General features: G+C 65.8%; 22 protein-coding genes. 9 read left to right on the top strand and 13 right to left on the bottom strand.

Going from position 1 to position 23,012, the window contains the following annotated elements; translation table 11 throughout:
* Window positions 1-14: 14 nt before the first annotated feature.
* From ACMUJL_RS02265 to ACMUJL_RS02250, 4 genes are all read right to left on the bottom strand, one after another.
* Window positions 15-1,316 carry an HlyC/CorC family transporter gene (locus ACMUJL_RS02265; protein WP_375570745.1) on the bottom strand — a complete coding sequence of 434 codons (1,302 nt, stop codon included), beginning with the start codon at window positions 1,314-1,316 and terminating at the stop codon, window positions 15-17.
* 72 nt (window positions 1,317-1,388) lie between these two features.
* The gene (locus ACMUJL_RS02260) at window positions 1,389-2,321 is read right to left on the bottom strand and encodes a site-specific tyrosine recombinase XerD (protein ID WP_375570747.1); all 933 of its coding nucleotides are present in this window, start codon (window positions 2,319-2,321) and stop codon (window positions 1,389-1,391) included.
* A gap of 4 nt (window positions 2,322-2,325) precedes the next feature.
* On the bottom strand, window positions 2,326-3,978 hold the full coding sequence (locus ACMUJL_RS02255) for a hypothetical protein (RefSeq protein WP_375570749.1): 1,653 nt from the start codon (window positions 3,976-3,978) through the stop codon (window positions 2,326-2,328).
* Complete coding sequence (locus tag ACMUJL_RS02250; protein ID WP_162841197.1) at window positions 3,968-4,117, bottom strand: hypothetical protein; 150 nt, start codon at window positions 4,115-4,117, stop codon at window positions 3,968-3,970. Before ACMUJL_RS02250 ends, ACMUJL_RS02255 begins: the two co-directional genes overlap by 11 nt.
* 85 nt (window positions 4,118-4,202) lie before the next feature.
* On the opposite strand from ACMUJL_RS02250, the gene ACMUJL_RS02245 reads away from it, so the two are divergent.
* The gene (locus ACMUJL_RS02245) at window positions 4,203-4,793 is read left to right on the top strand and encodes a shikimate kinase (RefSeq protein ID WP_375570751.1); all 591 of its coding nucleotides are present in this window, start codon (window positions 4,203-4,205) and stop codon (window positions 4,791-4,793) included.
* Window positions 4,790-5,908, top strand: coding sequence for a 3-dehydroquinate synthase (gene aroB / locus ACMUJL_RS02240; protein ID WP_375570753.1), 1,119 nt, complete (start codon window positions 4,790-4,792; stop codon window positions 5,906-5,908). Before ACMUJL_RS02245 ends, aroB begins: the two co-directional genes overlap by 4 nt.
* A gap of 86 nt (window positions 5,909-5,994) precedes the next feature.
* On the opposite strand, the gene tyrS is transcribed toward aroB, so the two are convergent.
* Window positions 5,995-7,251 carry a tyrosine--tRNA ligase gene (gene tyrS, locus ACMUJL_RS02235; protein WP_375570755.1) on the bottom strand — a complete coding sequence of 419 codons (1,257 nt, stop codon included), beginning with the start codon at window positions 7,249-7,251 and terminating at the stop codon, window positions 5,995-5,997.
* Between the two features lie 104 nt (window positions 7,252-7,355).
* Between tyrS and ACMUJL_RS02230 the strand changes: the two genes are divergently transcribed.
* From ACMUJL_RS02230 to pgi, 4 genes are all read left to right on the top strand, one after another.
* Window positions 7,356-8,453, top strand: a complete 1,098-nt coding sequence (locus ACMUJL_RS02230; RefSeq protein ID WP_375570757.1) for an anhydro-N-acetylmuramic acid kinase — start codon at window positions 7,356-7,358, stop codon at window positions 8,451-8,453.
* Window positions 8,454-8,589: 136 nt separating this feature from the next.
* The gene (gene zwf, locus ACMUJL_RS02225; protein WP_416914101.1) at window positions 8,590-10,044 is read left to right on the top strand and encodes a glucose-6-phosphate dehydrogenase; all 1,455 of its coding nucleotides are present in this window, start codon (window positions 8,590-8,592) and stop codon (window positions 10,042-10,044) included.
* Window positions 10,041-10,712 (top strand): 6-phosphogluconolactonase, encoded by a 672-nt coding sequence (gene pgl, locus ACMUJL_RS02220; protein WP_416914100.1) that lies wholly within the window; start codon window positions 10,041-10,043, stop codon window positions 10,710-10,712. Before zwf ends, pgl begins: the two co-directional genes overlap by 4 nt.
* 2 nt (window positions 10,713-10,714) lie before the next feature.
* Window positions 10,715-12,331 (top strand): glucose-6-phosphate isomerase, encoded by a 1,617-nt coding sequence (pgi, locus tag ACMUJL_RS02215; protein WP_375570761.1) that lies wholly within the window; start codon window positions 10,715-10,717, stop codon window positions 12,329-12,331.
* A gap of 33 nt (window positions 12,332-12,364) precedes the next feature.
* On the opposite strand, the gene ACMUJL_RS02210 is transcribed toward pgi, so the two are convergent.
* The 6 genes from ACMUJL_RS02210 to ACMUJL_RS02185 form a co-directional block, all read right to left on the bottom strand.
* The gene (locus tag ACMUJL_RS02210; RefSeq protein ID WP_161486905.1) at window positions 12,365-12,523 is read right to left on the bottom strand and encodes a hypothetical protein; all 159 of its coding nucleotides are present in this window, start codon (window positions 12,521-12,523) and stop codon (window positions 12,365-12,367) included.
* 106 nt (window positions 12,524-12,629) lie between these two features.
* Window positions 12,630-13,181 (bottom strand): fasciclin domain-containing protein, encoded by a 552-nt coding sequence (locus ACMUJL_RS02205; RefSeq protein WP_138177244.1) that lies wholly within the window; start codon window positions 13,179-13,181, stop codon window positions 12,630-12,632.
* A gap of 223 nt (window positions 13,182-13,404) precedes the next feature.
* On the bottom strand, window positions 13,405-14,679 hold the full coding sequence (eno, locus tag ACMUJL_RS02200) for a phosphopyruvate hydratase (RefSeq protein ID WP_375570764.1): 1,275 nt from the start codon (window positions 14,677-14,679) through the stop codon (window positions 13,405-13,407).
* A 120-nt stretch (window positions 14,680-14,799) separates the two neighbouring features.
* Window positions 14,800-15,687 carry a DMT family transporter gene (locus ACMUJL_RS02195; protein WP_375570766.1) on the bottom strand — a complete coding sequence of 296 codons (888 nt, stop codon included), beginning with the start codon at window positions 15,685-15,687 and terminating at the stop codon, window positions 14,800-14,802.
* Between the two features lie 67 nt (window positions 15,688-15,754).
* Window positions 15,755-17,032 carry a Coenzyme F420 hydrogenase/dehydrogenase, beta subunit C-terminal domain gene (locus tag ACMUJL_RS02190; protein WP_375570768.1) on the bottom strand — a complete coding sequence of 426 codons (1,278 nt, stop codon included), beginning with the start codon at window positions 17,030-17,032 and terminating at the stop codon, window positions 15,755-15,757.
* A 31-nt stretch (window positions 17,033-17,063) separates the two neighbouring features.
* Complete coding sequence (locus ACMUJL_RS02185; RefSeq protein WP_068294897.1) at window positions 17,064-17,489, bottom strand: Fur family transcriptional regulator; 426 nt, start codon at window positions 17,487-17,489, stop codon at window positions 17,064-17,066.
* A 373-nt stretch (window positions 17,490-17,862) separates the two neighbouring features.
* Here ACMUJL_RS02185 and ACMUJL_RS02180 point away from each other — a divergent pair, with 373 nt between their 5' ends.
* Window positions 17,863-19,182 carry a DEAD/DEAH box helicase gene (locus ACMUJL_RS02180; RefSeq protein ID WP_375570770.1) on the top strand — a complete coding sequence of 440 codons (1,320 nt, stop codon included), beginning with the start codon at window positions 17,863-17,865 and terminating at the stop codon, window positions 19,180-19,182.
* 59 nt (window positions 19,183-19,241) lie between these two features.
* Here the strand turns inward: ACMUJL_RS02180 and ACMUJL_RS02175 are convergent, their stop codons facing one another.
* Window positions 19,242-19,955: an endonuclease/exonuclease/phosphatase family protein gene (locus ACMUJL_RS02175; RefSeq protein ID WP_375570772.1), complete on the bottom strand. Its 714-nt coding sequence runs from the start codon at window positions 19,953-19,955 to the stop codon at window positions 19,242-19,244.
* Window positions 19,956-19,993: 38 nt separating this feature from the next.
* On the opposite strand from ACMUJL_RS02175, the gene ACMUJL_RS02170 reads away from it, so the two are divergent.
* The gene (locus tag ACMUJL_RS02170) at window positions 19,994-20,635 is read left to right on the top strand and encodes a hypothetical protein (RefSeq protein ID WP_375570774.1); all 642 of its coding nucleotides are present in this window, start codon (window positions 19,994-19,996) and stop codon (window positions 20,633-20,635) included.
* 50 nt (window positions 20,636-20,685) lie between these two features.
* Entirely contained in the window at window positions 20,686-21,576 is an 891-nt protein-coding gene (locus ACMUJL_RS02165; protein ID WP_375570776.1) for a DMT family transporter, read from the top strand.
* 6 nt (window positions 21,577-21,582) lie between these two features.
* On the opposite strand, the gene ACMUJL_RS02160 is transcribed toward ACMUJL_RS02165, so the two are convergent.
* Window positions 21,583-23,001 (bottom strand): protein adenylyltransferase SelO, encoded by a 1,419-nt coding sequence (locus ACMUJL_RS02160; protein WP_375570778.1) that lies wholly within the window; start codon window positions 22,999-23,001, stop codon window positions 21,583-21,585.
* Window positions 23,002-23,012 lie beyond the last annotated feature (11 nt).

The raw sequence follows: 23,012 nt of genomic DNA, 5'->3' as shown, positions 1-23,012 counted from the left end.
GCGCCGTGTGCGCGTTACAAGGGCCGGATCTTGAGCTTGGTGATCCGGTTCGCCTTGCGGCCCGTCACTTCGAAGCGGAAGCCATGGAAGCTGAAGACCTGGCCCACGGCCGGGATCATCTGCGCCTCGTAGATCACAAGGCCGGCCACGGTATTGGCCTCGTCATCGGGCAGGTTCCAGTCCATTGCGCGATTTAGGTCGCGGATCGTCATCGCGCCATCCACGCTGAAATGACCGTCCTTCAGCTTTTGCACGGCGTGTTCAGCGGCGGTGTCGAACTCATCCGTGATCTCGCCCACGATTTCTTCGAGGATGTCCTCGAGCGTGATCAGCCCCTCAAGGCTTCCGTATTCATCGACCACCAGCGCAAAATGCGTGCGCCGGCGCAGGAACTGGCGCATCTGGTCGTCCAGCGTTGTGGTGTCGGGGATGAAGTAGGGCGGCCGCACCACGTCGAGGATCTTGAAATCCTTCAGCCCGTTGGGCGAGGGCGAGGGCCCGAACATCATCTTGTGCATCGCGCGCAGCAGGTCCTTGGCATGGATCACGCCGACGATATTGTCCGGCTCGCCCTGGTAGACGGGCAGGCGCGTATGGGCACTGTCCAGCAATTGCTGCAACAGATCCTCGGGATCGCTTTCGGCATCCAGCATCTCGATCCGGCTGCGGTGCAGCATGATCTCTTCCACCGTGCGCTCGCCAAGGTCCAGCGCGCCCAGGATCCGGTCCCGGTCTTCCTTTTGCACCACGCCTTCGGACTGCCCCAGATACAGAGCGCCCGCGATTTCCTCGCGCACGGCAAGGATATGGCTGTCGGGGTCGGTCCTGACCCCGAACAGCCGCAGCACACCGCGCACCAGCAGGCGCACCGCGCTGACCACGGGCGCAAACAGTTTCACGACCACCTGGATCGGGGCCGACACCTTGGCCGCCGCGGTTTCCGCATTGGTGATCGCATAGGTCTTGGGCAGCACCTCCGCGAAGATCAGCACCAGCAAGGTCATCACCAGCGTGGCCACGGCCACGCCACCCTCGCCGAAAAGGCGCGTCAGCAGGGCCGTCGCCAGCGAGGTCGCAAGGATGTTGACCAGGTTGTTGCCCAACAGGACCGACCCGATCAGGCGCTCGTTATCCTCGGTAATCAGCAGCGCCCGCGCCGCCCCTTTTGATCCCTTGTCCGCCTGCGCGCGCAACTTGCCGCGCGAGGCCGCGGTCAGCGCCGTTTCGCTGCCCGAAAAGAAGGCCGACATCACCAGCAACAGACCAATGCCACAGGCCGTGATCCAGAAAGCGGCGTCGAGTACCGAGGTATCCATCAGAAAATCCCAAAAAGCTTCACAGGGTTATGGTGAGCGCGCGACCAATCTTCAAGGGGCTGCGGCCTCGGGTCAATCCCGTGCCAAAGGATGATGTTCAAGAACCAGCGCGCTCAGACGTTCATCCAGAACATGGGTGTAGATCTCGGTCGTGGCCACATCGGCATGGCCCAGCAGGGTCTGGATCGCCCGCAGGTCGGCCCCATTGGCCAGAAGATGCGTGGCAAAGGCGTGACGCAGCGTATGCGGGGTGACCTTGGCCGGGGAAATGCCCGCATGCACAGCCATGTCCTTGATCAGCAGGTAGAACCGATGCCGCGTCAGATGGCCCAACCGCCCGGACGAGGGGAAAAGATACCGGGATGCCGGCTTGCCCTTGGCGCGGGCCGCGTCCTGCGTCGCGTCGCGCAGGCCCAGCCAGGCCGTCAGCGCCGCGCGGGCCGGCGGCGACAGCGGCACCATCCGTTCCTTGCCGCCCTTGCCCATGATCAGCAGCATGCGCGGATCGCCCCGCGCCGCCGAGACGGGCAACGAGACAAGCTCGCTCACCCGCATGCCCGTCGCATAGAGCAATTCCATCAGGCAGGTGTTGCGCACCCGGTCATCGCGGCGCTGTCCCATCTCGCGGGCAGCGTCCAGCAGGCGGTCGACCTCTTCGACACTCAGCACCTTGGGCAGGCGCTGGTCGCGCCCCGGACCCGTGATCTGGATCGCGGGATTATCGGTGCGCCAGCTTTCCTCGAAGGCGAAACGGTAAAGCTGCCGTATGGCCGAAAGCCGTCGTGCACGGGTGGATTTCGCAAGACCCTGCGCATCGCAATGGATCAGATAGGCCTCGACATCATCGCGACTGGCGGTCGCGAAATTGGACCGCCCTTCCAGCCAGTCGGCAAAATCCTTCAGATCGCGCCCATAGGCCAGCAAGGTGTTCGTGGCAGCCCCCAGTTCCGCGGCCTGCGCCTCGAGGAAGGCTGAAATCCAGCTTGCGCTGTCATGTCCGGTCATCGGCTCAACTCCGCGGCCCCAGCAGGATCAGCTGAAGCGCCGCGCGCCGGGCGGTATCCTCAAGGCCCACGGCGCGCAAGGTGGCGATCCCGCCTGCAAGGTCCACCAATTCGCCCTGGGTGGCGCGCTGGATCATCCGGATGGTCTGCAGGATCGCTTCGCCCAGCCGTTGCGCGTGCAGCAACTCGACCTGCGCGGGCGGAGGCGTCAAGGCGGCAAAGCCGTCGCGGATCGTCATCTGCAACGCGCCTTCCGGCTGCATCGCGTCGACCTGGCCCCGCGCCAGTGCCGTTGCAAAGCGCATGTCGGGGTGCAAGGCGCCCTTGGCGATGGCGGCCGCCTCGTAATCGGGACCCAGCAGGGCGACGCGGTAGGACAGCTCGCCCGCGGCCCCTTCCAGGGCGACCCGTTCCAGCGCGGGGCTGTACAGGCTGGCAAAGGCAACGCCCAGATCTGCCGCGCCCATCGCGGACCAGACCCCGGGCAGGCTGGCGCCGATCGCATCGGTGTCGCCCGACCGGATGGCCGCGTCAAAGCGCTGGACAGCCTGCACGCGGTCCCACACCCCGCCCGATGCGGCGGGCTTGCGCTCGGAATAAAGGCCCAGCAAACGGTTCGGTGCCAGCGCGCCCGAACTGGCCAGGCGTTCGGCTGCCTCGATCTGGGCGCGCCATCCGGCGGTGTCGCGCAGATCCGCGACGGCAAAGGCGCGCGGCAGCGGTGCCGTGATCAAGGGTTCGCCCAGGGCCTCGTACAGGCGGAACACCAGCGGGCTGGGGCGCACCGGCGCACGCGGCAGGTCGGTGTCTTCCAGCAGTTCGGGATCCATGAAACGCGCCAGAAGATCGGCCTCGATCTCGGGCAGAACATCAAGGGCGCGCGCCGTGTCCAATGTCAGCATGGCCCCGTCCCAATCGCCCCGGCGCGCGCTGCAAAATACCTGCGCGCTATAGGATGGCGACAGGTGCGGCGCCCGCATCAGGGCCGCACAGGCAGTATCCTCGGCCCCGGTCAGCATCGTCGCATCGAACCAGCGCGAGAACAGTGCCGGTTTCTCGGGACCTGCGCGTTCCAGAAGGGCCTGCGCAGGCTCGACCGCGCCCAGCCGCATCAGCGCATCGACCCGCGCCTGCAGCAACAGGCTGTCCTGACCCGCGTCGGGCGGGGCATCGGCCTCTGCCAGAAGCAGCGTGTACATCAGCCCCTGGATCGCGGGCAGACCCAGCCGCCCCGGTTCGCTGATCAACGCCACCAGGTCAGAGGTGCGGCTGCCCTGCCACAACGACAGGGGCAGGCCCGATACCGCACTGGGCAACAGGCCCACCGCATCAAGGCCCGGATCCTCAAGCGGGGTGACGGTGACATCGGGGATCTGCGCACTGTCCACGACGGGCGGTTCCGTCGGCGGGGCAGGGTCCGGCAGCGCAAGACGCAGCGCGCCCTCGGGGAAAGGTGGGGCCGCAAGGCCGCGCCCCTGGTCAAGCCAGTCGATCGCGGACAGCGGTTGCGCGACCGGCTGGCTCAGCACGCTCAGCGCCGACAGGGGGCTTTCCTGCGCCTGCGCGCCAAAGGGCAGGGCCAGGGCGCCAGACAGCGCCGCCGCCGCGATCGCGGCCGGTCGTGCCCTTGCCCGGTCAGGTTCCCGGTCAATCGGCATCAAGCGTGACCGTGGACCGGATCTCCTGCTGGGGGCGCGAAAAATCTTCACCAAGATGCGGTCCGACATAGGCGTAAATGACAACACCGATTGCTCCAAGGGCAATGAGATAAAGCAGATATTTCAGAATGCGTCTCATGATGTCCTGCCTGTCAGCCTCTGTGTCCGGGCCTCTTTGGATCAAGTTATAACTGGCATTTTCCGCAAGATCACGTCATTCAGGCGTGAAACATCAAAAAACGGCGCAACTTGGCCGAAACAGGCATGTGATGGGCTGGAAACTGAAGAAGACCGTGGTTCTTGTGGGCATGATGGGGGCGGGAAAGACCGCTGTTGGCAAGGCCCTGGCGGCGCGGCTGGACGTCCCCTTTCTCGATTCGGATGCCGAGATCGAGAAGGCGGCCGCCCGCACCATCCCCGAGATTTTCGCCCGCGATGGCGAACCCTTCTTCCGTCTCAAGGAAAGCCAGGTCATCGAACGCCTGCTGGATGGCAATCACGGCATCCTGTCCACCGGCGGCGGCGCCTGGATGTCCGAGCGCAATCGCACGGCCATCTCGGGGCGCGGCGTCGCGGTCTGGCTGGACGCGGACCTGCAATTGCTGTGGCAACGCGTGCGCCACAAGGACAGCCGCCCGCTGCTGCGTACTCCGGATCCCCTGGGCACGCTGCGCGCGCTCTTCGAGGCGCGCGTGCCCGTCTATGCGCTGGCCGACCTGCAGGTGAAGGTCAAGCCGCGCTACACGATCGAACAGACGGCCGATCAGGTGCTTGCGGCGCTGCTGACCCGTCCCGATGTGCTGGAGGCCACATGACAAGCGAAATCGTCCATGTCCCCTTGGGGGATCGCGCCTATGATGTCCATGTCGGCCCCGATCTGCTGGACCGGTCGGGCGCGCTGATCGCGCCCTTGCTGCGCCGCCCGCGCGTGGCCGTGATCACGGATGAAAACGTGGCCGCCCTGCATCTGGACAGCCTGCGCCGCGGCCTTGCCGCCGAAGGGATCGCGATGGAGGCACTGGTTCTTCCCGCAGGCGAGGGCACCAAAAGCTGGCCGCATCTGACCCGCTGCGTCGAATGGCTGCTGGAGCAGAAGATCGAACGCAAGGATGTGGTGCTGGCCTTCGGCGGCGGGGTGATCGGCGACCTGGCCGGCTTTGCCGCCGCGATCCTGCGGCGTGGCGTGCGTTTCGTGCAACTGCCCACCAGCCTGCTCGCGCAAGTCGACAGTTCCGTCGGCGGCAAGACCGGCATCAACTCGCCCCATGGCAAGAATCTTGTCGGCGCCTTTCATCAGCCCAGCCTCGTGCTGGCCGATACGGCGGTTCTGGGCACCCTGACCGAACGCGATTTCCTGGCCGGCTACGGCGAGGTGGTCAAATACGGCCTGCTGGGGGATCACCAGTTCTTTGAATGGCTTGAGGTCAATGCCTCACGTGCCGCGGCCGGCGACATGGATGCACGGATCAGCGCCGTGACCCGGTCGGTCCAGATGAAGGCCGCCATCGTCGCGCGGGACGAAACCGAAGAAGGCGAGCGGGCGCTTCTGAATCTCGGGCATACCTTCTGCCACGCGCTCGAGGCTGCGACCGGCTACTCGGACCGTCTGCTGCACGGCGAAGGAGTCGCCATCGGCTGCGCCCTCGCGTTCGAGCTGTCATCGCGCCTTGGTCTTTGTTCGCAAGAGGATCCAAGCCGCCTGCGCGCCCATCTGCGCGACATGAAGATGAAGGTGGATCTGTCTGATATTCCGGGGAAATTGCCTGATGCAGACGGGCTGATCGCCCTGATGGCACAAGACAAGAAAGTCTCGGATGGCAAGCTGAACTTCATCCTGGCCCGCGAAATCGGGCAGGCCTTCATCACCAGCGATGTGCCACGCGATGTGCTGCACGATCTGCTGACCGACGCGCTGTCCACCCGCCGCTGATCGCGCCTGCGTTCTTCTTGCCGAAAATTTCCTCGGGGGGTGTCCCGCAGGGACGAAGGGGGGCAGACAGCCCCCCTTGCCACATCTCAGCCCGCGATACGCACCAGGGCGTGGCGCTTCTTGCCCGCACTCAGCTTGACCGTGCCTTCAAGGCTTGCAGCATCCAGCAGCAGGCCCGCATCGGTCACCTCGGCATCGTTCAGGCGCGCGCCGCCTTCGGCGATCAGGCGCTTGGCCTCCTTGCCCGAGGCCGCCAGGCCGCTGCGCACGATCAGCTGCACGATGGAAATGCCGTCGCCCACCTCGGCCGTTGTCAGGTCCAGCGTGGGCAGATCCTCGCCCACACCGCCCTTTTCGAACACCTCGCGCGCCGTGGCTTCCGCCGCCGCTGCCGCTTCGGCCCCGTGCAGCAGGGTCGTCACCTCATTGGCCAGGATGATCTTGGCCGCGTTGATCTCGGACCCCTGCAGCGCGCCCAGGCGGTCGCATTCCTCGACGGGCAGGTCGGTGTAAAGCTTCAGGAAACGGCCCGTGTCGGCATCGGTCGTGTTGCGCCAGAATTGCCAGAAATTGTAGGGCGACAGCATGTCGGCGTTCAGCCAGATCGCGCCGCCCGCGGACTTGCCCATCTTGCGCCCGTCGCTCGTGGTCAGCAGCGGCGTCGTCAGCCCGAACACCTGGGCATCGATCACCCGGCGCGTCAGGTCGATTCCGTTGACGATATTGCCCCACTGGTCCGATCCGCCCATCTGCAGACGCACGCCATAACGGCGGTTCAGCTCCATGAAATCATAGGCCTGCAGGATCATGTAGTTGAATTCGAGGAAGGACAGCGACTTGTCGGGATCGTTCAGCCGGGATTTCACGCTGTCGAAGCTCAGCATCCGGTTGATCGAGAAATGCCGCCCGATGTCGCGCAGGAATTCAAGATAGTTCAGGTTGTCCAGCCATTCGGCATTGTTCAGCATGACAGCACCCGTGGCGCTGTCGCCGTAATCAAGGTAGCGGCCGAAGACCTGTCCCATCCCGGCGATGTTCTCGTCGATCTGCGCCGGGCTCAGCATCGGGCGCTCGTCGGAACGGAAGCTGGGATCGCCCACCTTGGTGGTGCCGCCGCCCATCAGCGTGACGGGTTTGTGCCCGGTCTTTTGCAGCCAGCGCAGCAGCATGATGTTCAGAAGATGCCCCACATGCAGCGATTTCGCCGTGGCGTCATAACCGATATAGGCCGGAACCACCCCCGCGATCAGCGCATCGTCCAGCCCCTGCAGGTCGGTGCAATCGGACAGAAATCCGCGCGCGGTGATGATGCGCAGGAATTCCGATTTCGGGCGGTAGGTCATCTCTCTTGTCCCTCGGTGGTTTGCGCGGCATGTATAATGACCAGGGCGGTATATGCAAACCGCTATTGAGGGTGGAATTGGTCGGTCTGGGCAGGGGGCAAGGGATGCGAGAAGCAAGGGTGATCCGCGCGCTGGGGGCCATGTCGGGTACCTCGCTTGACGGTGTGGATGCCGCCGTGGTCGAGACCGATGGCGAGGTGATTGCGGCCTTCGGACCCGTGGCCTACCGCGCCTATTCCGCGCAGGAACAGGCCGTGCTGCGCGGGGCCTTGGGCAAATGGCCTGGCGATGACGGGCTGGAGGAGGCGCAGGCCCTGGTCGAGGCGGCCCATCACGCGGTTCTGTCCGGCTTTGAAGGGGTGGAGCTTGTGGGCTTTCACGGCCAGACCCTCGCCCATGATCCGGGCGGGCGCGGCACGCATCAGCTTGGCGATGGCGCGGCGCTGTCGGAACGGCTTGGCCTGCCGGTGGTCTGGGATTTCCGGTCCGCCGATGTGCGTCTGGGCGGGCAGGGCGCGCCGCTGGCGCCCTTCTTCCATTTCGCCTGCGCCAAATGGCTCGGGGCCAGCGAACCCCTTGCTTTCCTAAACCTTGGCGGGGTCGGCAACCTGACCTGGGTCGATCCGGCCTACGCCCGCCCCGAGGATGAAGGCGCGTTGCTGGCCTTCGACACGGGTCCCGCCAATGCGCCGATCAATGATCTGGTCCATGCGCGTCTTGGCCTGAGCTATGACAAGGGCGGCCAGCTTGCCGCGCGCGGCAAGGTCGTGGATGGCGCGCTGGAGCTGTTTCTGGACGAGCCCTATTTCCTGAAGATGCCGCCCAAGTCGCTGGATCGCGACGCCTTTGCCGACATGCTGGACCTTGTGCGCGAACTGGATGATGCCGATGCGGCGGCCACCATGACCGCGATGGCCGCCGCCGCCGTCATGCGCGGGATGGAACATTGCCCCATCCCGCCCGCGCGGCTTCTGGTCACCGGGGGCGGTCGGCACAATCCGGTGATGATGCAGATGCTGCGCGCGGGTCTGGATTGCCCCGTCGATCCGGTCGAGGCGGTGGGGCTGGACGGTGACATGCTCGAGGCGCAGGCCTTCGCCTATCTGGCGGTCAGGGTCGCGCGCGGGCTGCCGACGTCCTGTCCGGCGACAACGGGTGTGCGCGCCGCCGTCGGCGGAGGCATCCTGAGCGGGAAGCGTTAGCGCTAACATTTTTTTGATGCATGGGGTTTTGCAGCCATTGTGCCCGTGTCCAAGCATGATAAAGTCATGCCCGGAACACGCAGGGCGCAACCCCGGTGGGCACCGCGCAACCTGTTGAAACACAAGGGCTGTTCTGATGGCATCTCGGGTCATTCCGGTCGATCCTTTCGATCTGGTCATCTTTGGCGGCACCGGCGATCTGGCGCGGCGCAAGATCCTTCCGGCCCTTTTCCGGCGATATTGCGCCGGTCAGATGCAGCCCGGCACCCGCCTCATCGGCGCGGCGCGCGCCGAGATGTCCGATGCCGATTACCGTGAATTCGTGGCGCAGGCGCTGGATGAATTCGACACCGCCCATGCCCATGCGCCCGAACAGCGCGCGGCCTTTCTGGCCGATCTGCATTACGTCACGCTGGATGCGATGGGCGATGAGGGGTGGGCGCGGCTGGCCGGGCTGATGTCGCGCGACCGGATCAAGGCCTATTACTTCTCGGTCGGGCCGGGTCTTTTCGGGCCGCTGGCGGAACGGCTGCACCGTCACGGCATGGCGGACGAAGGGGCGCGGATCGTCGTGGAAAAGCCGTTTGGCCGCGATCTTGACACCGCGCGCACCCTCAACCGGACGCTGGCGCAGCATTTCGACGAAAGCCAGATCTACCGGATCGACCATTACCTGGGCAAGGAAACCGTTCAGAACCTGATGGCGATCCGCTTCGGCAACATGCTGTTCGAGCCGCTGTGGAACAGCCAGTACGTCGATCACATCCAGATCACCGTGGCCGAAACCGTGGGCGTGGGCGGGCGCGGCGATTACTATGACCGCGCGGGGGCCATGCGCGACATGGTACAGAACCACCTGATGCAGCTTTTGTGCCTGATCGCGATGGAACCGCCGGCCAAGTTCGACCCGTCCGCGGTGCGCGATGAAAAGCTCAAGGTGATCCGCGCACTGGATCCGGTAGCCCCGGCCCAGATCGTGCGCGGCCAGTACCGCGCGGATGGCGACAAGCCGGGTTACCGCGATCACGTGGAAAACCCGTCCTCGACCACCGAAAGCTTCGTGGCGCTCAAGGCGCATATCAGCAACTGGCGATGGGCGGGCACGCCCTTCTACCTGCGCACCGGCAAGCGGCTGCGCGCGCGCACCTCGGAAATCGCGGTGGTGTTCAAGGAAGCGCCCCATTCCATCTTCGGGGCCGAGGCGGGGCGGCATCGCAACATCCTGACGATCCGGCTGCAACCCAACGAGGGGATCGACCTGGACGTGACCATCAAGGAGCCGGGTCCGGGCGGCATGCGCCTTGTCGATGTGCCACTGGACATGACCTTCACCGAGGCGCTGGGACCCGACGCCGAGGATGTGCCGGACGCCTATGAGCGGCTGATCATGGATGTGATCCGTGGCAACCAGACCCTGTTCATGCGCGGTGACGAGGTCGAGGCCGCCTGGGCCTGGACCGATCCGATCATCGCCGATTGGGAGGCGGCAGGCACCGAACCGGTGCTCTACAATTCCGGCAGCGCCGGCCCCGAAGAGGCGCTGGCCCTGATGCACCGCGACGGCCGCCGCTGGAGGGAGATACGATCATGACCCTGAACGAATACCCCGATTCCGAGATGCTGGCGATCAACCTGGCCAATATCCTGGCCGGCAAGCTGACCGCGACCCTGATGCATGAGGACCGCGCCACGCTGGTCGTGCCGGGCGGCACCACCCCGGGGCCGATCTTTGATGCGCTCTGCGATGCCGATCTGGATTGGTCGCGCGTCGATGTGATGCTCAGCGATGAACGCTGGGTGCCCGAGGATGATCCCCGATCGAACGCAAGGCTGGTGCGGCAGCGGCTCCTGACCGGGCGTGCCGCCGAGGCGAGGTTCCTGCCGTTCCATGCCGGCGGCGACGATCCCGAGGACGTGCTGTCCGAGGTCGAGGCCATGATCCTGCCGCATCTGCCGATCTCGGTCGCGCTTCTGGGCATGGGGGCGGACATGCATGTGGCCAGCCTGTTCCCGCGTGGCGACAACCTGCGCCTGGCGCTGGATCCTGGCGCGCCCATCCTGGTCAGCATGCGCGCGCCGGGGCTGGACTGCACCCGCGTCAGCCTGAGCGCGCGGGTGCTGCGCGATGCGTTGAGCCTGCATCTGGTCATCACCGGGGCCGAGAAACACGCGGCGCTGGACCGCGCCATGCGCCTGCCACCGGAAGAGGCCCCGGTCGCGGCGATCCTGGACCAGGCCGAGGTACATTGGGCAGAGTGACGATGACATTGACGATTGATGCGTGCTGGTCGCGCCTGGATACCTTGAAGCACACCGCGGATGCGCGGCCGATCCTGTCGCTGTTTGATGACCCCGACCGCGCAGGCCGGTTTTCCGCCCGGTTCGACGGGATGCTGTTCGACTATTCCAAGACCGCCATTGACGAAGCGATACGGGCGGCCCTGCTGGATCTGGCACAGGCTGCGGATGTCGCGGCGCGCCGTGCGGCGATGTTCGCGGGCGACCGGATCAACGAGACCGAAGGGCGCGCGGTGCTGCACACGGCCCTGCGCGCGCCTGCGGATGCGGTGATCACCGTCGACGGTCAGGATGTCATGCCCGGCGTGCGCCACACGCTGGACCGGATGCAGGCTTTTGCCGATGCGCTGCGGTCGGGCCGGATCAAGGGGCAGGGCGGCACGATCACCGATGTGGTCAATATCGGGATCGGCGGCTCCGACCTTGGCCCCGCGATGGCGGTGCTGGCGCTGTCGCCCTATCATGACGGGCCGCGCTGCCATTTCGTCTCGAATGTCGATGGCGCGCATGTGGCCGATACGCTCAAGGGGCTGGATCCTGCGCGCACAGTTGTCATCGTGGCCTCAAAAACCTTCACGACGATCGAGACGATGACCAATGCCCGCACCGCGCGCGACTGGATGGCGTCCGGCGTCGCCGATCCGGGCGCGCAGTTCGTGGCGCTCTCTTCGGCCATCGACAAGGCGGCTGCTTTCGGGATCGCGGCCGACCGCGTCTTCGGGTTCGAGGATTGGGTCGGCGGGCGCTATTCCATGTGGGGGCCGATCGGCCTGTCACTGATGCTGGCCATAGGCCCCGCGCGCTTCCGCGAGATGCTGGCCGGTGCGGCGGCGATGGACGCGCATTTCCGGCAGGCGCACCTTGCGGAAAACCTGCCCGTGCTGCTGGCCCTGACGGGGATCTGGCACCGGCAGGTGCTGGGCCATGCCAGCCGCGCGGTGCTGCCCTATGATCAGCGCCTGTCGCGTCTGCCCGCCTATCTTCAGCAGCTCGAGATGGAAAGCAACGGCAAGCGCGTGGCGATGGATGGCCGCGATCTGGCGCGCCCCTCGGGTCCGGTGGTCTGGGGCGAACCCGGCACCAATGGGCAGCACGCCTTTTATCAGCTGATCCATCAGGGCACGGATGTGGTGCCCTGCGAGTTCCTGATCGCGGCCAGGGGGCATGAGCCGGAACTGGCCCATCAGCACCGCCTGCTGATCGCCAATTGCCTGGCCCAGTCCGAAGCGTTGATGCGGGGCCGCAGCCTAGACGAGGCGCGCGCCATGATGGCCGCCAAGGGCCTGTCGGGGGCCGAGCTTGAACGCCAGGCGCGCCACCGGGTCTTTCCGGGCAACCGGCCTTCGGTGACGCTGGCCTATGACATGCTGACCCCGCGCCGCTTGGGCCAGATCGTGGCGCTGTATGAACACCGCGTCTTCGTCGAAGGGGTGATCCTGGGGATCAACAGCTTCGATCAATGGGGGGTGGAGCTGGGCAAGGAGCTGGCAACTGCGCTGCAGCCGCTGCTGGAGGGGGCCGATGCCGGGGGCAAGGACGGCTCGACCCGCGCGCTGATAGGGTTTCTGACGGGTCAGTGACCGGCCCCGATGCATGGGGGATGCGGGGCAGGTTCAGCCGTGCAGCGCCAGAAGCCAGCCACCTGCCATCACCAGGGCCAGAAGGGCAAGGGCCAGGCATTCACCGCGCTGCAGGCCGCGTCGCCCTTGGTCGGGCGCGGTCTTGGTGCGGATGGTCCGGGGATGATCCTTGTCTGGGCCCGACGGTCGCATGACGCCTCCTTCTGGAACCGGGGCCGGGATCTGCTGCCACAGACACCCGACCCCGCCGATGACCGCCCGCCGCTGGAAGAGCCGGACAGGCGGTCAAACCCCTTGATCACCTGGGCACGAGCACCGTGTTGACCACATGGATCACGCCATTGGACTGCACCACATCCGAGATCGTGACGCGTGCGGCATTGCCGCTTTCGTCATAGATATAGAGGTTGCGCCCCTTGACCTGCGCCGACAGCGCATCGCCCGAGACCGCGTTGAAGTGATAAAAGCCGTCGGCGCTGGCACGGGCGCGCGCGGCGATCTGCGCGGTGGACATGTTGCCCGCCACCACATGCGCGGTTAGCACCTTCTGCAGCATCCCGAGGTTCTCGGGCTTCAGAAGTGTCTCGACCGTACCGGCGGGCAGGGCGGCGAAGGCGTCATTGACCGGGGCAAAGACGGTGAAGGGGCCGGGGCCCTGCAATGTCTCGACCAGGCCCGCGGCCTGCACGGCGGCGACCAGCGTGGTGTGATCCGCCGAATTCACGGCATTTTCAACGATGTTGCGGGTGTCGAACATGTCCGCGCCGCCGACCTGCGGATTGGCGGCCATGGCGGTGGATGCTGCGGTCAGGCTTGCGGCCAGAACGAGGGCCTTGAAGGTCTGTGTCATCGATATCTCCCTTTTGATGTGGTGCCCCTGTCGAAGCGGGCATGTCACAGTCACGGGCGGGAGAGGCCGAGAGTTTCAGCGCAGGCGTTATTTTTTCGAATGGTCAGCCCGGCGGCAGGGTCGGCCCGCCTTCGGCGAGGATATTTGAAGCAAGAAGAAACCGGCAAAAAAGAAGGGCGGCCCCGCGCAGGCCGCCCCTTGTAGACACGGGTTTGTCCGAGGGTCAGCGCAGGATCGAGCGGCCTGCGTAGACGGCGGTATCGGCCAGCAATTCCTCGATCCGGATCAGCTGGTTGTACTTTGCCAACCGGTCCGAGCGGGCCAGCGAGCCGGTCTTGATCTGACCGCAGTTGGTGGCGACGGCCAGATCCGCGATGGTGGCATCCTCGGTCTCGCCGGAACGGTGCGACATCACGTTTGTCATGCGCGCGCGATGCGCCATGTCCACGGCGCGCAGTGTTTCGGTCAGTGTTCCGATCTGGTTGACCTTCACCAGCATGGAATTGGCGCAGCCGCGCTCGATCCCCATGGCCAGACGCGCGGGGTTGGTCACGAAGAGATCGTCGCCCACCAGCTGCACGCTGGCACCCAGCCGGTCGGTCAGCGCGCGCCAGCCGTCCCAGTCATCCTCGGCGCAGCCATCCTCGATCGAGATGATCGGGTAATCGGCGCAAAGCGCCGCAAGGTAATCGACGTTCTTGTCGCTGGTGAGGGTCTTGCCCTCGCCGGACAGCACGTAGTTGCCATCGCGGTAATATTCGGTGGCGGCGCAATCCAGCGCCAGGCAGATGTCGTCACCCGGACGGTAGCCCGCCTTTTCGATGGCCTTGAGGATGAAATCCAGCGCCTCGCGGGTGCCGGACAGGTTGGGGGCAAAGCCGCCTTCGTCGCCCACGCCGGTGGCGAGACCCGCCGCCGAGAGTTCCTTTTTCAGCGTGTGGAACACCTCGGCCCCCATGCGCACCGCATCGCGGATGGATGCGGCGGCGACCGGCATGATCATGAATTCCTGGATGTCGATCGGGTTGTCGGCATGTTCGCCCCCGTTGATGATGTTCATCATCGGCACCGGCAGGACGCGCGCCGAGGTGCCGCCGATATAGCGGTAAAGCGGCTGCGTGGTGAAATCGGCAGCCGCCTTGGCCACGGCCAGCGACACGCCCAGGATCGCATTCGCACCCAGCCGCGCCTTGTTGGGCGTCCCGTCCAGTTCGATCATGCTGAGGTCGATGGCGACCTGTTCGGTCGCATCCATGCCCAGCAGGCTTTCGGCGATCTCGCCATTCACGGCGGCGCAGGCCTCAAGCACACCCTTGCCCAGATAGCGCGCCTTGTCGCCGTCGCGCCGCTCGACTGCCTCATGCGCGCCGGTCGATGCGCCCGAGGGCACGGCCGCCCGGCCCATGGTGCCGTCTTCCAGGATGACATCCACCTCGACCGTGGGATTGCCCCGGCTGTCCAGGATTTCGCGGGCGTGGATGTCGATGATCGTGCTCATGGTGGCGTCCCTTCGGGATGTGAAATGCATTGCGCGCGCTTTTAGAGGGCGCATGGCCCAAGGGAAAGGGGGCGCGCGGCAGGTTTGCGCTAACCTTTTGTGTATTTTCCGGGGTTTGCGCTAACCTTTGGGGCCGCGCGCCGCGATGCGGCGCAGCCGCGCCTCGCGCCAGAAGGTGTAGATGCCCGAGGCGACGATCAGCGCCGATCCCGCCAGTGTCGCCATGTCCGGCCGCTCGCCGAAGAAGAGCACACCGAAGCACAGCGCAAAGACCAGCCGCGAATAGCGGAAAGGCGTGATCACCGCCACATCGCCCATCCGCATCGCGGCCACGATCGCGTAATAGGACAACACCCCGAAGGCCAGCGCCGCCGCGATCAGCAGCCATTCCAGCCCGTTCAGAAGGCGCGGGGCATCGCCCGTGAAGGCCAGCATGCCCATGCCTGCGGGCACAAGCGTCAGGAACGCATAGGTCGACAGCTGCATTGACGAGATCGAGCGCGGCACGGTGCGCGTCGCCAGATCGCGCAGCGCCAGCCCGACGACGCCCATCACCGCGAACAGCGATGCAGGTTCGAACGCGTCAAAGCCCGGCCGGATGATCAGGATCACCCCGGCAAAGCCGACCAGGATCGCGCTCCAGCGGCGCCAGCCGACCTGTTCGCCCAGAAACAGCGCGGCCCCCAGCGTCACCACCAGCGGCGTGGCCTGCAGGATCGCCGAGGCCGAGGACAGCGGCGTCAGCGCGATCGCGGTGATGAAACCGACGGTGCCGATCAGCTCGCCCGCGTTGCGGATCAGCACCGAGCGCGCCAGCAGATCGCGCGAGAACAGCGCGTCGCCGCGCATCAGGGCAAGCACCGCAAAGACCACCGCACCGCCCGCGCCCAGCAGGATCAGCACCAAGCCCAGCGGAACGCTGGCCGACAGAAGCTTGATGAACATGTCCTCGATCGCGAAGCCAAGCATGGCTGCGGTCATCAGAAGCGATCCACGCAGGTTTTCCATTGGTGATCAGGCCTGTTTGTCGGGGGATGCAGCGTCGCGGGGGACGTGGCCGGGGGTCCTGACCGGATTAGTCCTGCGGCGGGGAAGGTGCAAGGGGCGGCGGTGCCGCATCGGGGCGCGTCTCTTGCGTGGCGGGGGTCAGCCCGTAGCGGGCCACGAGGCGCCAGACATGGGCGGGCACCATGTTCTTGAGGCGCGCGGGATGGGCGCGGCGCAGGTGCAGCACGGTTTCGATGGCCTTCATCTCGACCCGCGCGCGGGCGAATTCAAGACCCCGCGGCCCGGTGCGCGGCTGCAGGAAGGACACGATCGGGCGCAGCCAGTCGGGCATGCGGCGCAGCGGCATGCCTCCGGCGGCCCGTTCGGTATTGGCCAGGAACCCGCGCACGGCCCCGGCGCGCTTGCCCTTGTCGGTCAGGGGTGCGGTCTGCAACTGCCCCTTCAGCCGCGCCAGCATTTCGTCGCCGCGCGCGTTGCGGCTGAGGATCCACTGATCGCCATCGCCGCCCATGTAGCCCACGGTGATATCGGCCAAGCGGTTGGTGTAATCGACGCAGGTCTTGCAGGTCATTGGGAAGAAATCCGCAGGAAGCTGCGAGATCGGCAATTGCAGGAACGGGATCATGCGCGCCTTGCGCCCGTCGTCGAACCGCAGTTCGACCCGGTAATCGGCGCGAAATTCCAGGTAGCTGATGGTCTGGGGGGCCGGGTCCAGCAGTGACAGGAAATGATGGAAGCTGTCCGTTGTCGTATTGTCCGAACAGGGCGTGCCGATCACGTAGATCCGGTCGAACCCCAGTTCCGCCTCAAGCGCGCGCAGGGCATAGACCTGGCAGGGAATGCCGATCAGCGCGATGCGCCTGTGTCCGGCGGCGCGCGCGGGTTCCAGCAGCGCCAGCAGCGGCGCATAGCCCATGCGCATGCCCCGGCATTGCGCCAGCGCCTCGGGATCGGTCACGATGACGGGCAGGGGTTTCCAGCGGTCCGCAGGGTCGGGCGCCATGGTCAGCACGGCATCAACCGTGCCGTCGCGCAAGAGTTCCGCCGCCAGCGCCGTCGTGATGCCGGTCCATTGCGCGCCGGGGGCCGGTGGCGCAAGCCGCGCGCGCAGCATCTGGGTATAGGGGCCAAAGAATGCCTCTTCGCCCCGGTCGGGATCGGCCTGCCGCCCATGTGCGGCCTGTTCCAGTGCCGGGTAATCGGGTTGGATGAACTGGCAGGCGCGGCCACAGGCGCGCCCGTCACCCATGCGCGAGACCCCGCAATCGGTGCATAACCCGGGGCGTGCGGACCCCGTCAGGACAGGGGCATCAAGGCCGAAGGAAGGGGGGGCTACGCGTGTCATCCCCAAGAACTAGCGCAGCTTTTCGGCGACGTCAGGTCTTTTCCGATCCACGTTTCAGCGGAACCCCGTAAAGTTCCAGCTTGTGACCCTTGAGCGTGTATCCAAGCCGGCGCGCGATCTTTTCCTGCAGGGCCTCGATCTCGGGGTCGCAGAATTCGATCACCTCGCCGGTCTGCATGTCGATCAGGTGGTCGTGATGCTCGCGTGCGCCATCCTCGTAGCGCGCCCGCCCGTCGCCGAATTCCAGCTTGTCGAGAATCCCCGCCTCTTCGAACAGCTTGACCGTGCGATAGATCGTGGCGATGGAGATGCGCGGATCGATGGCCGAGGCACGGGCATACAGCTCTTCGACATCGGGGTGATCGTCCGATCCTTCCAGCACGGTCGCGATGGTGCGGCGCTGTTCTGTCATGCGCAGGCCCTTGGCCTCGCAGCGGGAAATGATCGTATCAGCCATGCGCTTGCCCCGTCGGGTGAACTCTGTCTTTCGGTAGCGCAGGGTTTAGCGGCAGCGGCGACGCAGTTCCACCCTGTTTTGGCGCGGCGGGTTGACTTCTGCGGTCATGACGCGCATATGCACATCCAAGCAAGGTCCTCTGCCGCGTGAGCAGACAAGCAAGACCCCTGCGTTCGCCAAACGGCAGGAACGCGAAGGGCGGAACAGGTCCTTGGCCGATTTTCCCAAGATCACGCGTGGGGATCAGCGCTGCGGCGGCTGATCGGACATGTCGTTCGATGGTCAGGCCCGGTGTGAAACCACGGGCGTTCCTTGTCGGGACGCGCAATATCGCCATGCCGGATGCGTCCGAATGGCGCAAAAGGACATGACGTTGAACGAATTCGAAATGATGGGCCTTCCGGCCAGCCTGGTGAAGCGCCTCAAGGAAACCGGCATCACCGAACCCACCCCGATCCAGAGCCGGGCCATCCCGCATGCGCTGGACGGCAAGGATGTGATGGGGCTGGCGCAGACCGGCACCGGCAAGACGGCGGCCTTTGGCCTGCCGCTGCTGGCGCAGCTGATGGCGGATCCCAAGCGCCCGATGGAAAAGCATGTGCACGGGCTGATCCTGGCCCCGACCCGCGAACTGGCCAAGCAGATCGCCGATACGTTGGCGGCCCTCGTCAAGGGCACGCCGATGAAGGTTAACCTTGTGGTGGGCGGTCAGTCGATCTCGGCCCAGGCGGGACGCCTGCTGCGCGGCACCGATATTCTGGTGGCGACACCGGGGCGTCTTCTGGACCTGCTGGATCGTCGCGCCGTGCGTCTGGATGCCACCCGTTTCCTGGTGCTGGACGAGGCCGACCAGATGCTGGACCTGGGTTTCATCCATGCGCTGCGCCGGATCGCGGGCCTGCTGCCCTCGCAGCGCCAGACCATGCTGTTCTCGGCCACGATGAACAAGCAGATGTCGGAAATCGCCGCCGCCTACCTCAACAACCCGATGCGGGTCGAGGTCAGCCCCGCAGGCAAGGTGGCCGACAAGGTCACGCAGGCCGTGCATTTCATTGCAAAGGCGGAAAAGACGGCGCTGCTGATCGAACTGCTGGACAAGCACCGGGACGAACTGGCGCTGGTCTTCGGCCGCACCAAGCACGGGTGCGAAAAGCTGATGAAGACGCTGGAAAAGGCAGGCTATGCCGCAGGGTCGATCCATGGCAACAAAAGCCAGGGCCAGCGCGATCGCGCGCTCGAGGCGTTTCGCGCCGGCAAGATTCGCGTCCTCGTGGCCACGGATGTGGCCGCGCGCGGTCTGGATATCCCGGACGTGAAGCATGTCTACAACTACGAACTGCCCAATGTGCCCGAGAATTACGTGCACCGGATCGGCCGGACCGCACGCGCGGGCAAGGACGGGGCGGCCATCGCCTTCTGTGCGCCCGACGAGATGGGCGAACTGCGCGATATCCAGAAAGTCATGAAGATCTCGATCCCCGTGGCCTCTGGGCGTCCGTGGGAAGCGCTGGATGCGCCGGATGCGCCGAAATCGGGTGGCGGTCGTGGTCGTGGCGGCCCGCGTGGCGGTGGCCCGCGCGGTGGCGGTGCACGTGGCGGGGAAGGCGGGGCCAAGCCCGGCACCACCCAGCCGCGCCGCAGACGGCGTTCGGACGGCGGCAAGCGCGGCCCCTCGGCCAGCCAGGCCGCATGACACGGACAAAAGGCACCCTTCGGGGTGCCTTTTTCATCGTGGTGCCGGACTTGCGCGGATCAGGCCCTGCGCGCGATCTCGGCCCAGACGGGCAGGTGGTCCGAGGCCACGCGCGCAGGCTTGCCCAGATAGGCCCCCTGATCCAGCGCCTCCAGATCGTCTGACAGGGCGAAACGGTCAAGCCGTGCCACCGGTCGCGCAGCCGGAAAACTGGGCAGCCCCGGCAGAAAGCGCAGGCCCTGCGCCATCGTATCAAGGGGCATGACCGAACCCCATTCGTTGAAATCCCCCGCCATGACGGTCGGCATGTGGCGCAATTCGCGCAGGCAGCGCATGATGGCCGCGACCTGCAGGATGCGGTAGCGCCGGATCAGGCCCAGATGCAGGCCGATCACGCGCACAGGGCCGATGCCGGTGTCCAGATCGACACGGATCGCGCCGCGCGGCTCCAGCCCCGGCAGGTCCAGATGCGCCGTGGCCAGCACCTGCACATGGGGCCGGATCAGCATGGCATTGCCATGCCAGCCCAGCGATCCGCCGGGGCGTTGCCCGGCCGTTCCCACGGGCACGATCCGCCAGCCGTCATCCTCGATCATGCCATGGGGCAGGGCGGCGGGACGCGGGGGCAGACGCTTGTCCGCCTCTTGCAGCACGACGATATCCGCGCCCAGACCTTCGATCACCTTGAGGCTGCGATCGGGACGGCGGCGCAGGTCCATCCCCACGCATTTCTGCAGGTTGTAGCTTGCAATTTTGAGACGGGATGCGGACATGCTAGGGATATAGCCGCCATGAAAGGGAGCGTCACGAGGTGTTTGCCGATCAGACTTGGCTTGCCCGGATCATCTGGGGCCTGCTGGCGCTGTTCGCGCTGGATGCGCTGTTTCAGGGCAACTGGCCGCTGGCCTTCGTGTCACTGGCCACGCTGTCGCTTTCGCTGGTGCCGCTGTTCGCCGCCCGCTGGGCCGAGGTCGTGGTGCCGCCTTCCTTCATCGCGGCCATCGTGGTCTTTGTCGGGGGCACGCTGTTCCTGGGCGAGGTCTTCGATTTCTACAACCGGTTCTGGTGGTGGGACATGGTCATGCATGCCGCAAGCGCGATCGGCTTTGGCCTGATCGGTTTCGTGCTGGTCTTCATGATGTTCCAGGGGGACCGCTACGCCGCGCCGCCCATTGCCGTGGCCTTTTTTGCCTTCTGTTTCGCCATCGCCATCGGCGCGATCTGGGAAATCTTCGAATTCGGGATGGACCAGGTATTCGGCCTGAACATGCAGAAATCCGGCCTGATGGACACGATGGCCGATCTGATCATGGATTTCATCGGCGCGCTGATCGGGGCGGGGGCCGGTTATGCCTATCTGAAAGGACGGGCCAGGGGCGGTCTGATGGGGTTGATCGACGATTTCGTGCAGCGCAATCCGCGGTTTTTCAACCGTCATCGCAAGCGGCGCTGACCCTTCGGGCGGGCTTGACCTCTCTCGCGGTTTGGCGTCCACTCCGCCGCATGGATCGCAAGGACAGGATAGACGCCATCGGGGCGGTGGCGTTGACGTGCTTTGCCACGGCCATGGCCTTCAACCAGGTGGTGATCAAGCTGGGAAATGGCGGGTTCCAACCCGTCTTCATGGCAGGGCTTCGGTCCATCGGGGCGCTTGTCGTGCTGCTGATCTGGATGCGTCTGCGCGGGATCAGGCTGGATTTCAGCCGCGATACGCTGGGTCCCGGACTGGCGCTTGGTGCGCTTTTCGCGGCCGAATTCCTCTGCCTCTTCTGGGCGCTGGATCACACCACGGTCGCCCGCGCGTCGATCCTTCTGTATTCGATGCCGGTGATCCTGACGATTTCCGCGCATTTCCTGCTGCCGGGCGAAAGGCTGACGCGGCGGCGGCTGCTGGGTCTTGTGATGGCCATGGGCGGGGTTGCCTTGGTGCTGGCGCAACGCGGCGGCGGGCAGGCCTCCCTCATGGGGGATCTGGCGGCGCTGGGGGCGGCCTTCGGCTGGACCGGGATCGCGCTGGTGGTGCGCATGACCGCAATCCAGCGCGCGGCCCCCGAGATGCAGCTGTTCTGGCAACTGTCGGTCAGCGCGATCCTGTTGATGATCGCGGCCCCGCTGTTCGGGCCGCTGCTGCGCGATCCGCAGATCATCCACCTGCTGGGGCTGGCCTATCAGATCGTGGCCGTCGCCAGTTTCGGTTTTCTGTTCTGGTTCTTCCTGATGAAGATGTACCCCGCATCCGGCGTGGCCAGTTTCTCATTCCTGACGCCCGTTCTGGCGGTGGGATTCGGCTGGCTGATCCTTGGCGAAGAGGTCGGACCCGCCGTTCTGGCCGGCCTTGTCCTGGTGGCCGTGGGCATCGTGCTGATCAACCGCAGGCCGCGCGTTCCGGCCTGAGGCGCATCACGTTCCGCAAAAGGTCTGCGCCACAATCTCATGGGCCAGCGGCGGGTGGGTCAGATCCTCCTGGCCCGGCTGATCGGTGAACGGGTCGGACAGCACGCCAAGCAACCGCTCGAACGGGGCCATGTCGCCGGCAACGGCGGCCTGGATCATTTCTTCGACCCGGTGATTGCGCGGGATATAGGCGGGGTTGGCGGACAGCATCCGCGCTTCGGCCCCATCCTCTTGCTGCAACCGTTCCTGCCAGCGGGCCTGCCATTGATCGAATGCGGCGCGATCCGTGACCTGATCGCGCGCGCGCCCCTGTGCCAGCGCCCGGAACGTGTTGGTAAAGTCGGCCTGTCCCGCCTGCATCAGCGCCAGAAGATCCTCGATCAGCGCGGCATCGGCCGGATCACCGCCCGTCAGGCCCAGCTTGGGGCGGAACGCGGCCAGGCGTTCGGCCTCGATCAACGCGGGCATGGCGTTGATCGCATCGGTGAACTGGCTGATCGCCGCATCGGTATCGGGCATCAGCGGCACAAGCGCCGTGGCAAGCTGCGCCATGTTCCACACGATCACCCGCGCCTGGTTGTCATAGGCATAGCGCCCATGCGCGTCGATCGAGCTGTAGACCGTCACCGGATGGTAGGTATCCATGTAGGCGGCGGGGCCATAGTCGATGGTTTCCCCCGACAGGCTGGTGTTGTCGGTGTTCATCACCCCGTGGATGAAGCCGACCGACAGCCATTTCGCGACCAGCCGCGCCTGTGCGGCGATCACCTGTTCCAGCATCTCGGCGGGGCTGCTTGCCTGCGGATAATGCCGCGCGCGGGTATGTTCGTACAGCGCCTGCAAGCCTTCAAGGTCGCGCCTTGCGGCGAAATACTGGAAGGTGCCCACGCGGATATGGCTAGAGGCCACGCGGGTTAGCACCGCGCCGGGCAGCACGGTTTCGCGATACACGCTTTCGCCCGTCAGCACGGCGGCCAGCGCGCGGGTGGTGGGCACGCCAAGGGCATGCATCGCCTCGGACAGCAGGTATTCGCGCAGCACCGGGCCCAGCCAGGCGCGCCCGTCGCCCATCCGGCTGTAGGGTGTCTGGCCCGAGCCTTTCAGCTGGATGTCCCGGCGATGGCCTGCACGGTCCACAACCTCGCCCAGCAGCAATGCGCGCCCGTCACCCAGCTGGGGCGAGAAGCCGCCGAACTGGTGCCCGGCATAGACCTGCGCCAGCGGGGCGGCACCGTCGGGCACCGCATTTCCCGCGAATACCGCCGTCATGTCCTCGGGCGCGCCGGGCGTGATGCCAAGATCCTCCGCCAGTGCCTGATTGAAGGCCAGCAGGCGCGGCGCGCGCACGGGTTGGGCCACCTGCCGCGTGTAAAAGCGCGGGGGCAGGGCGGCATAGCTGTTGTCGAAGGGAATATGCAGGGTCATGGGACACCATA

It is taken from the genome of Seohaeicola sp. (assembly GCF_048006315.1).
Taxonomy (GTDB): Bacteria; Pseudomonadota; Alphaproteobacteria; order Rhodobacterales; family Rhodobacteraceae; genus Seohaeicola.
Note: the sequence above shows the minus strand (reverse complement) of the source record. Positions and strands in the feature narration are given on the sequence as shown.

Coding starts and splice junctions, on each gene's coding strand:
- ACMUJL_RS02175 (WP_375570772.1), bottom strand. CDS start 19,955: ATGTCCGCATCCCGTCTCAAAATTGCAAGCTACAACCTGCAGAAATGC.
- aroB (WP_375570753.1), top strand. CDS start 4,790: ATGACAAGCGAAATCGTCCATGTCCCCTTGGGGGATCGCGCCTATGAT.
- pgi (WP_375570761.1), top strand. CDS start 10,715: ATGACATTGACGATTGATGCGTGCTGGTCGCGCCTGGATACCTTGAAG.
- eno (WP_375570764.1), bottom strand. CDS start 14,679: ATGAGCACGATCATCGACATCCACGCCCGCGAAATCCTGGACAGCCGG.
- ACMUJL_RS02195 (WP_375570766.1), bottom strand. CDS start 15,687: ATGGAAAACCTGCGTGGATCGCTTCTGATGACCGCAGCCATGCTTGGC.
- ACMUJL_RS02260 (WP_375570747.1), bottom strand. CDS start 2,321: ATGACCGGACATGACAGCGCAAGCTGGATTTCAGCCTTCCTCGAGGCG.
- ACMUJL_RS02230 (WP_375570757.1), top strand. CDS start 7,356: ATGCGAGAAGCAAGGGTGATCCGCGCGCTGGGGGCCATGTCGGGTACC.
- pgl (WP_416914100.1), top strand. CDS start 10,041: ATGACCCTGAACGAATACCCCGATTCCGAGATGCTGGCGATCAACCTG.
- ACMUJL_RS02265 (WP_375570745.1), bottom strand. CDS start 1,316: ATGGATACCTCGGTACTCGACGCCGCTTTCTGGATCACGGCCTGTGGC.
- ACMUJL_RS02160 (WP_375570778.1), bottom strand. CDS start 23,001: ATGACCCTGCATATTCCCTTCGACAACAGCTATGCCGCCCTGCCCCCG.
- ACMUJL_RS02205 (WP_138177244.1), bottom strand. CDS start 13,181: ATGACACAGACCTTCAAGGCCCTCGTTCTGGCCGCAAGCCTGACCGCA.
- ACMUJL_RS02255 (WP_375570749.1), bottom strand. CDS start 3,978: ATGCCGATTGACCGGGAACCTGACCGGGCAAGGGCACGACCGGCCGCG.
- ACMUJL_RS02210 (WP_161486905.1), bottom strand. CDS start 12,523: ATGCGACCGTCGGGCCCAGACAAGGATCATCCCCGGACCATCCGCACC.
- tyrS (WP_375570755.1), bottom strand. CDS start 7,251: ATGACCTACCGCCCGAAATCGGAATTCCTGCGCATCATCACCGCGCGC.
- zwf (WP_416914101.1), top strand. CDS start 8,590: ATGGCATCTCGGGTCATTCCGGTCGATCCTTTCGATCTGGTCATCTTT.
- ACMUJL_RS02250 (WP_162841197.1), bottom strand. CDS start 4,117: ATGAGACGCATTCTGAAATATCTGCTTTATCTCATTGCCCTTGGAGCA.
- ACMUJL_RS02165 (WP_375570776.1), top strand. CDS start 20,686: ATGGATCGCAAGGACAGGATAGACGCCATCGGGGCGGTGGCGTTGACG.
- ACMUJL_RS02190 (WP_375570768.1), bottom strand. CDS start 17,032: ATGACACGCGTAGCCCCCCCTTCCTTCGGCCTTGATGCCCCTGTCCTG.
- ACMUJL_RS02185 (WP_068294897.1), bottom strand. CDS start 17,489: ATGGCTGATACGATCATTTCCCGCTGCGAGGCCAAGGGCCTGCGCATG.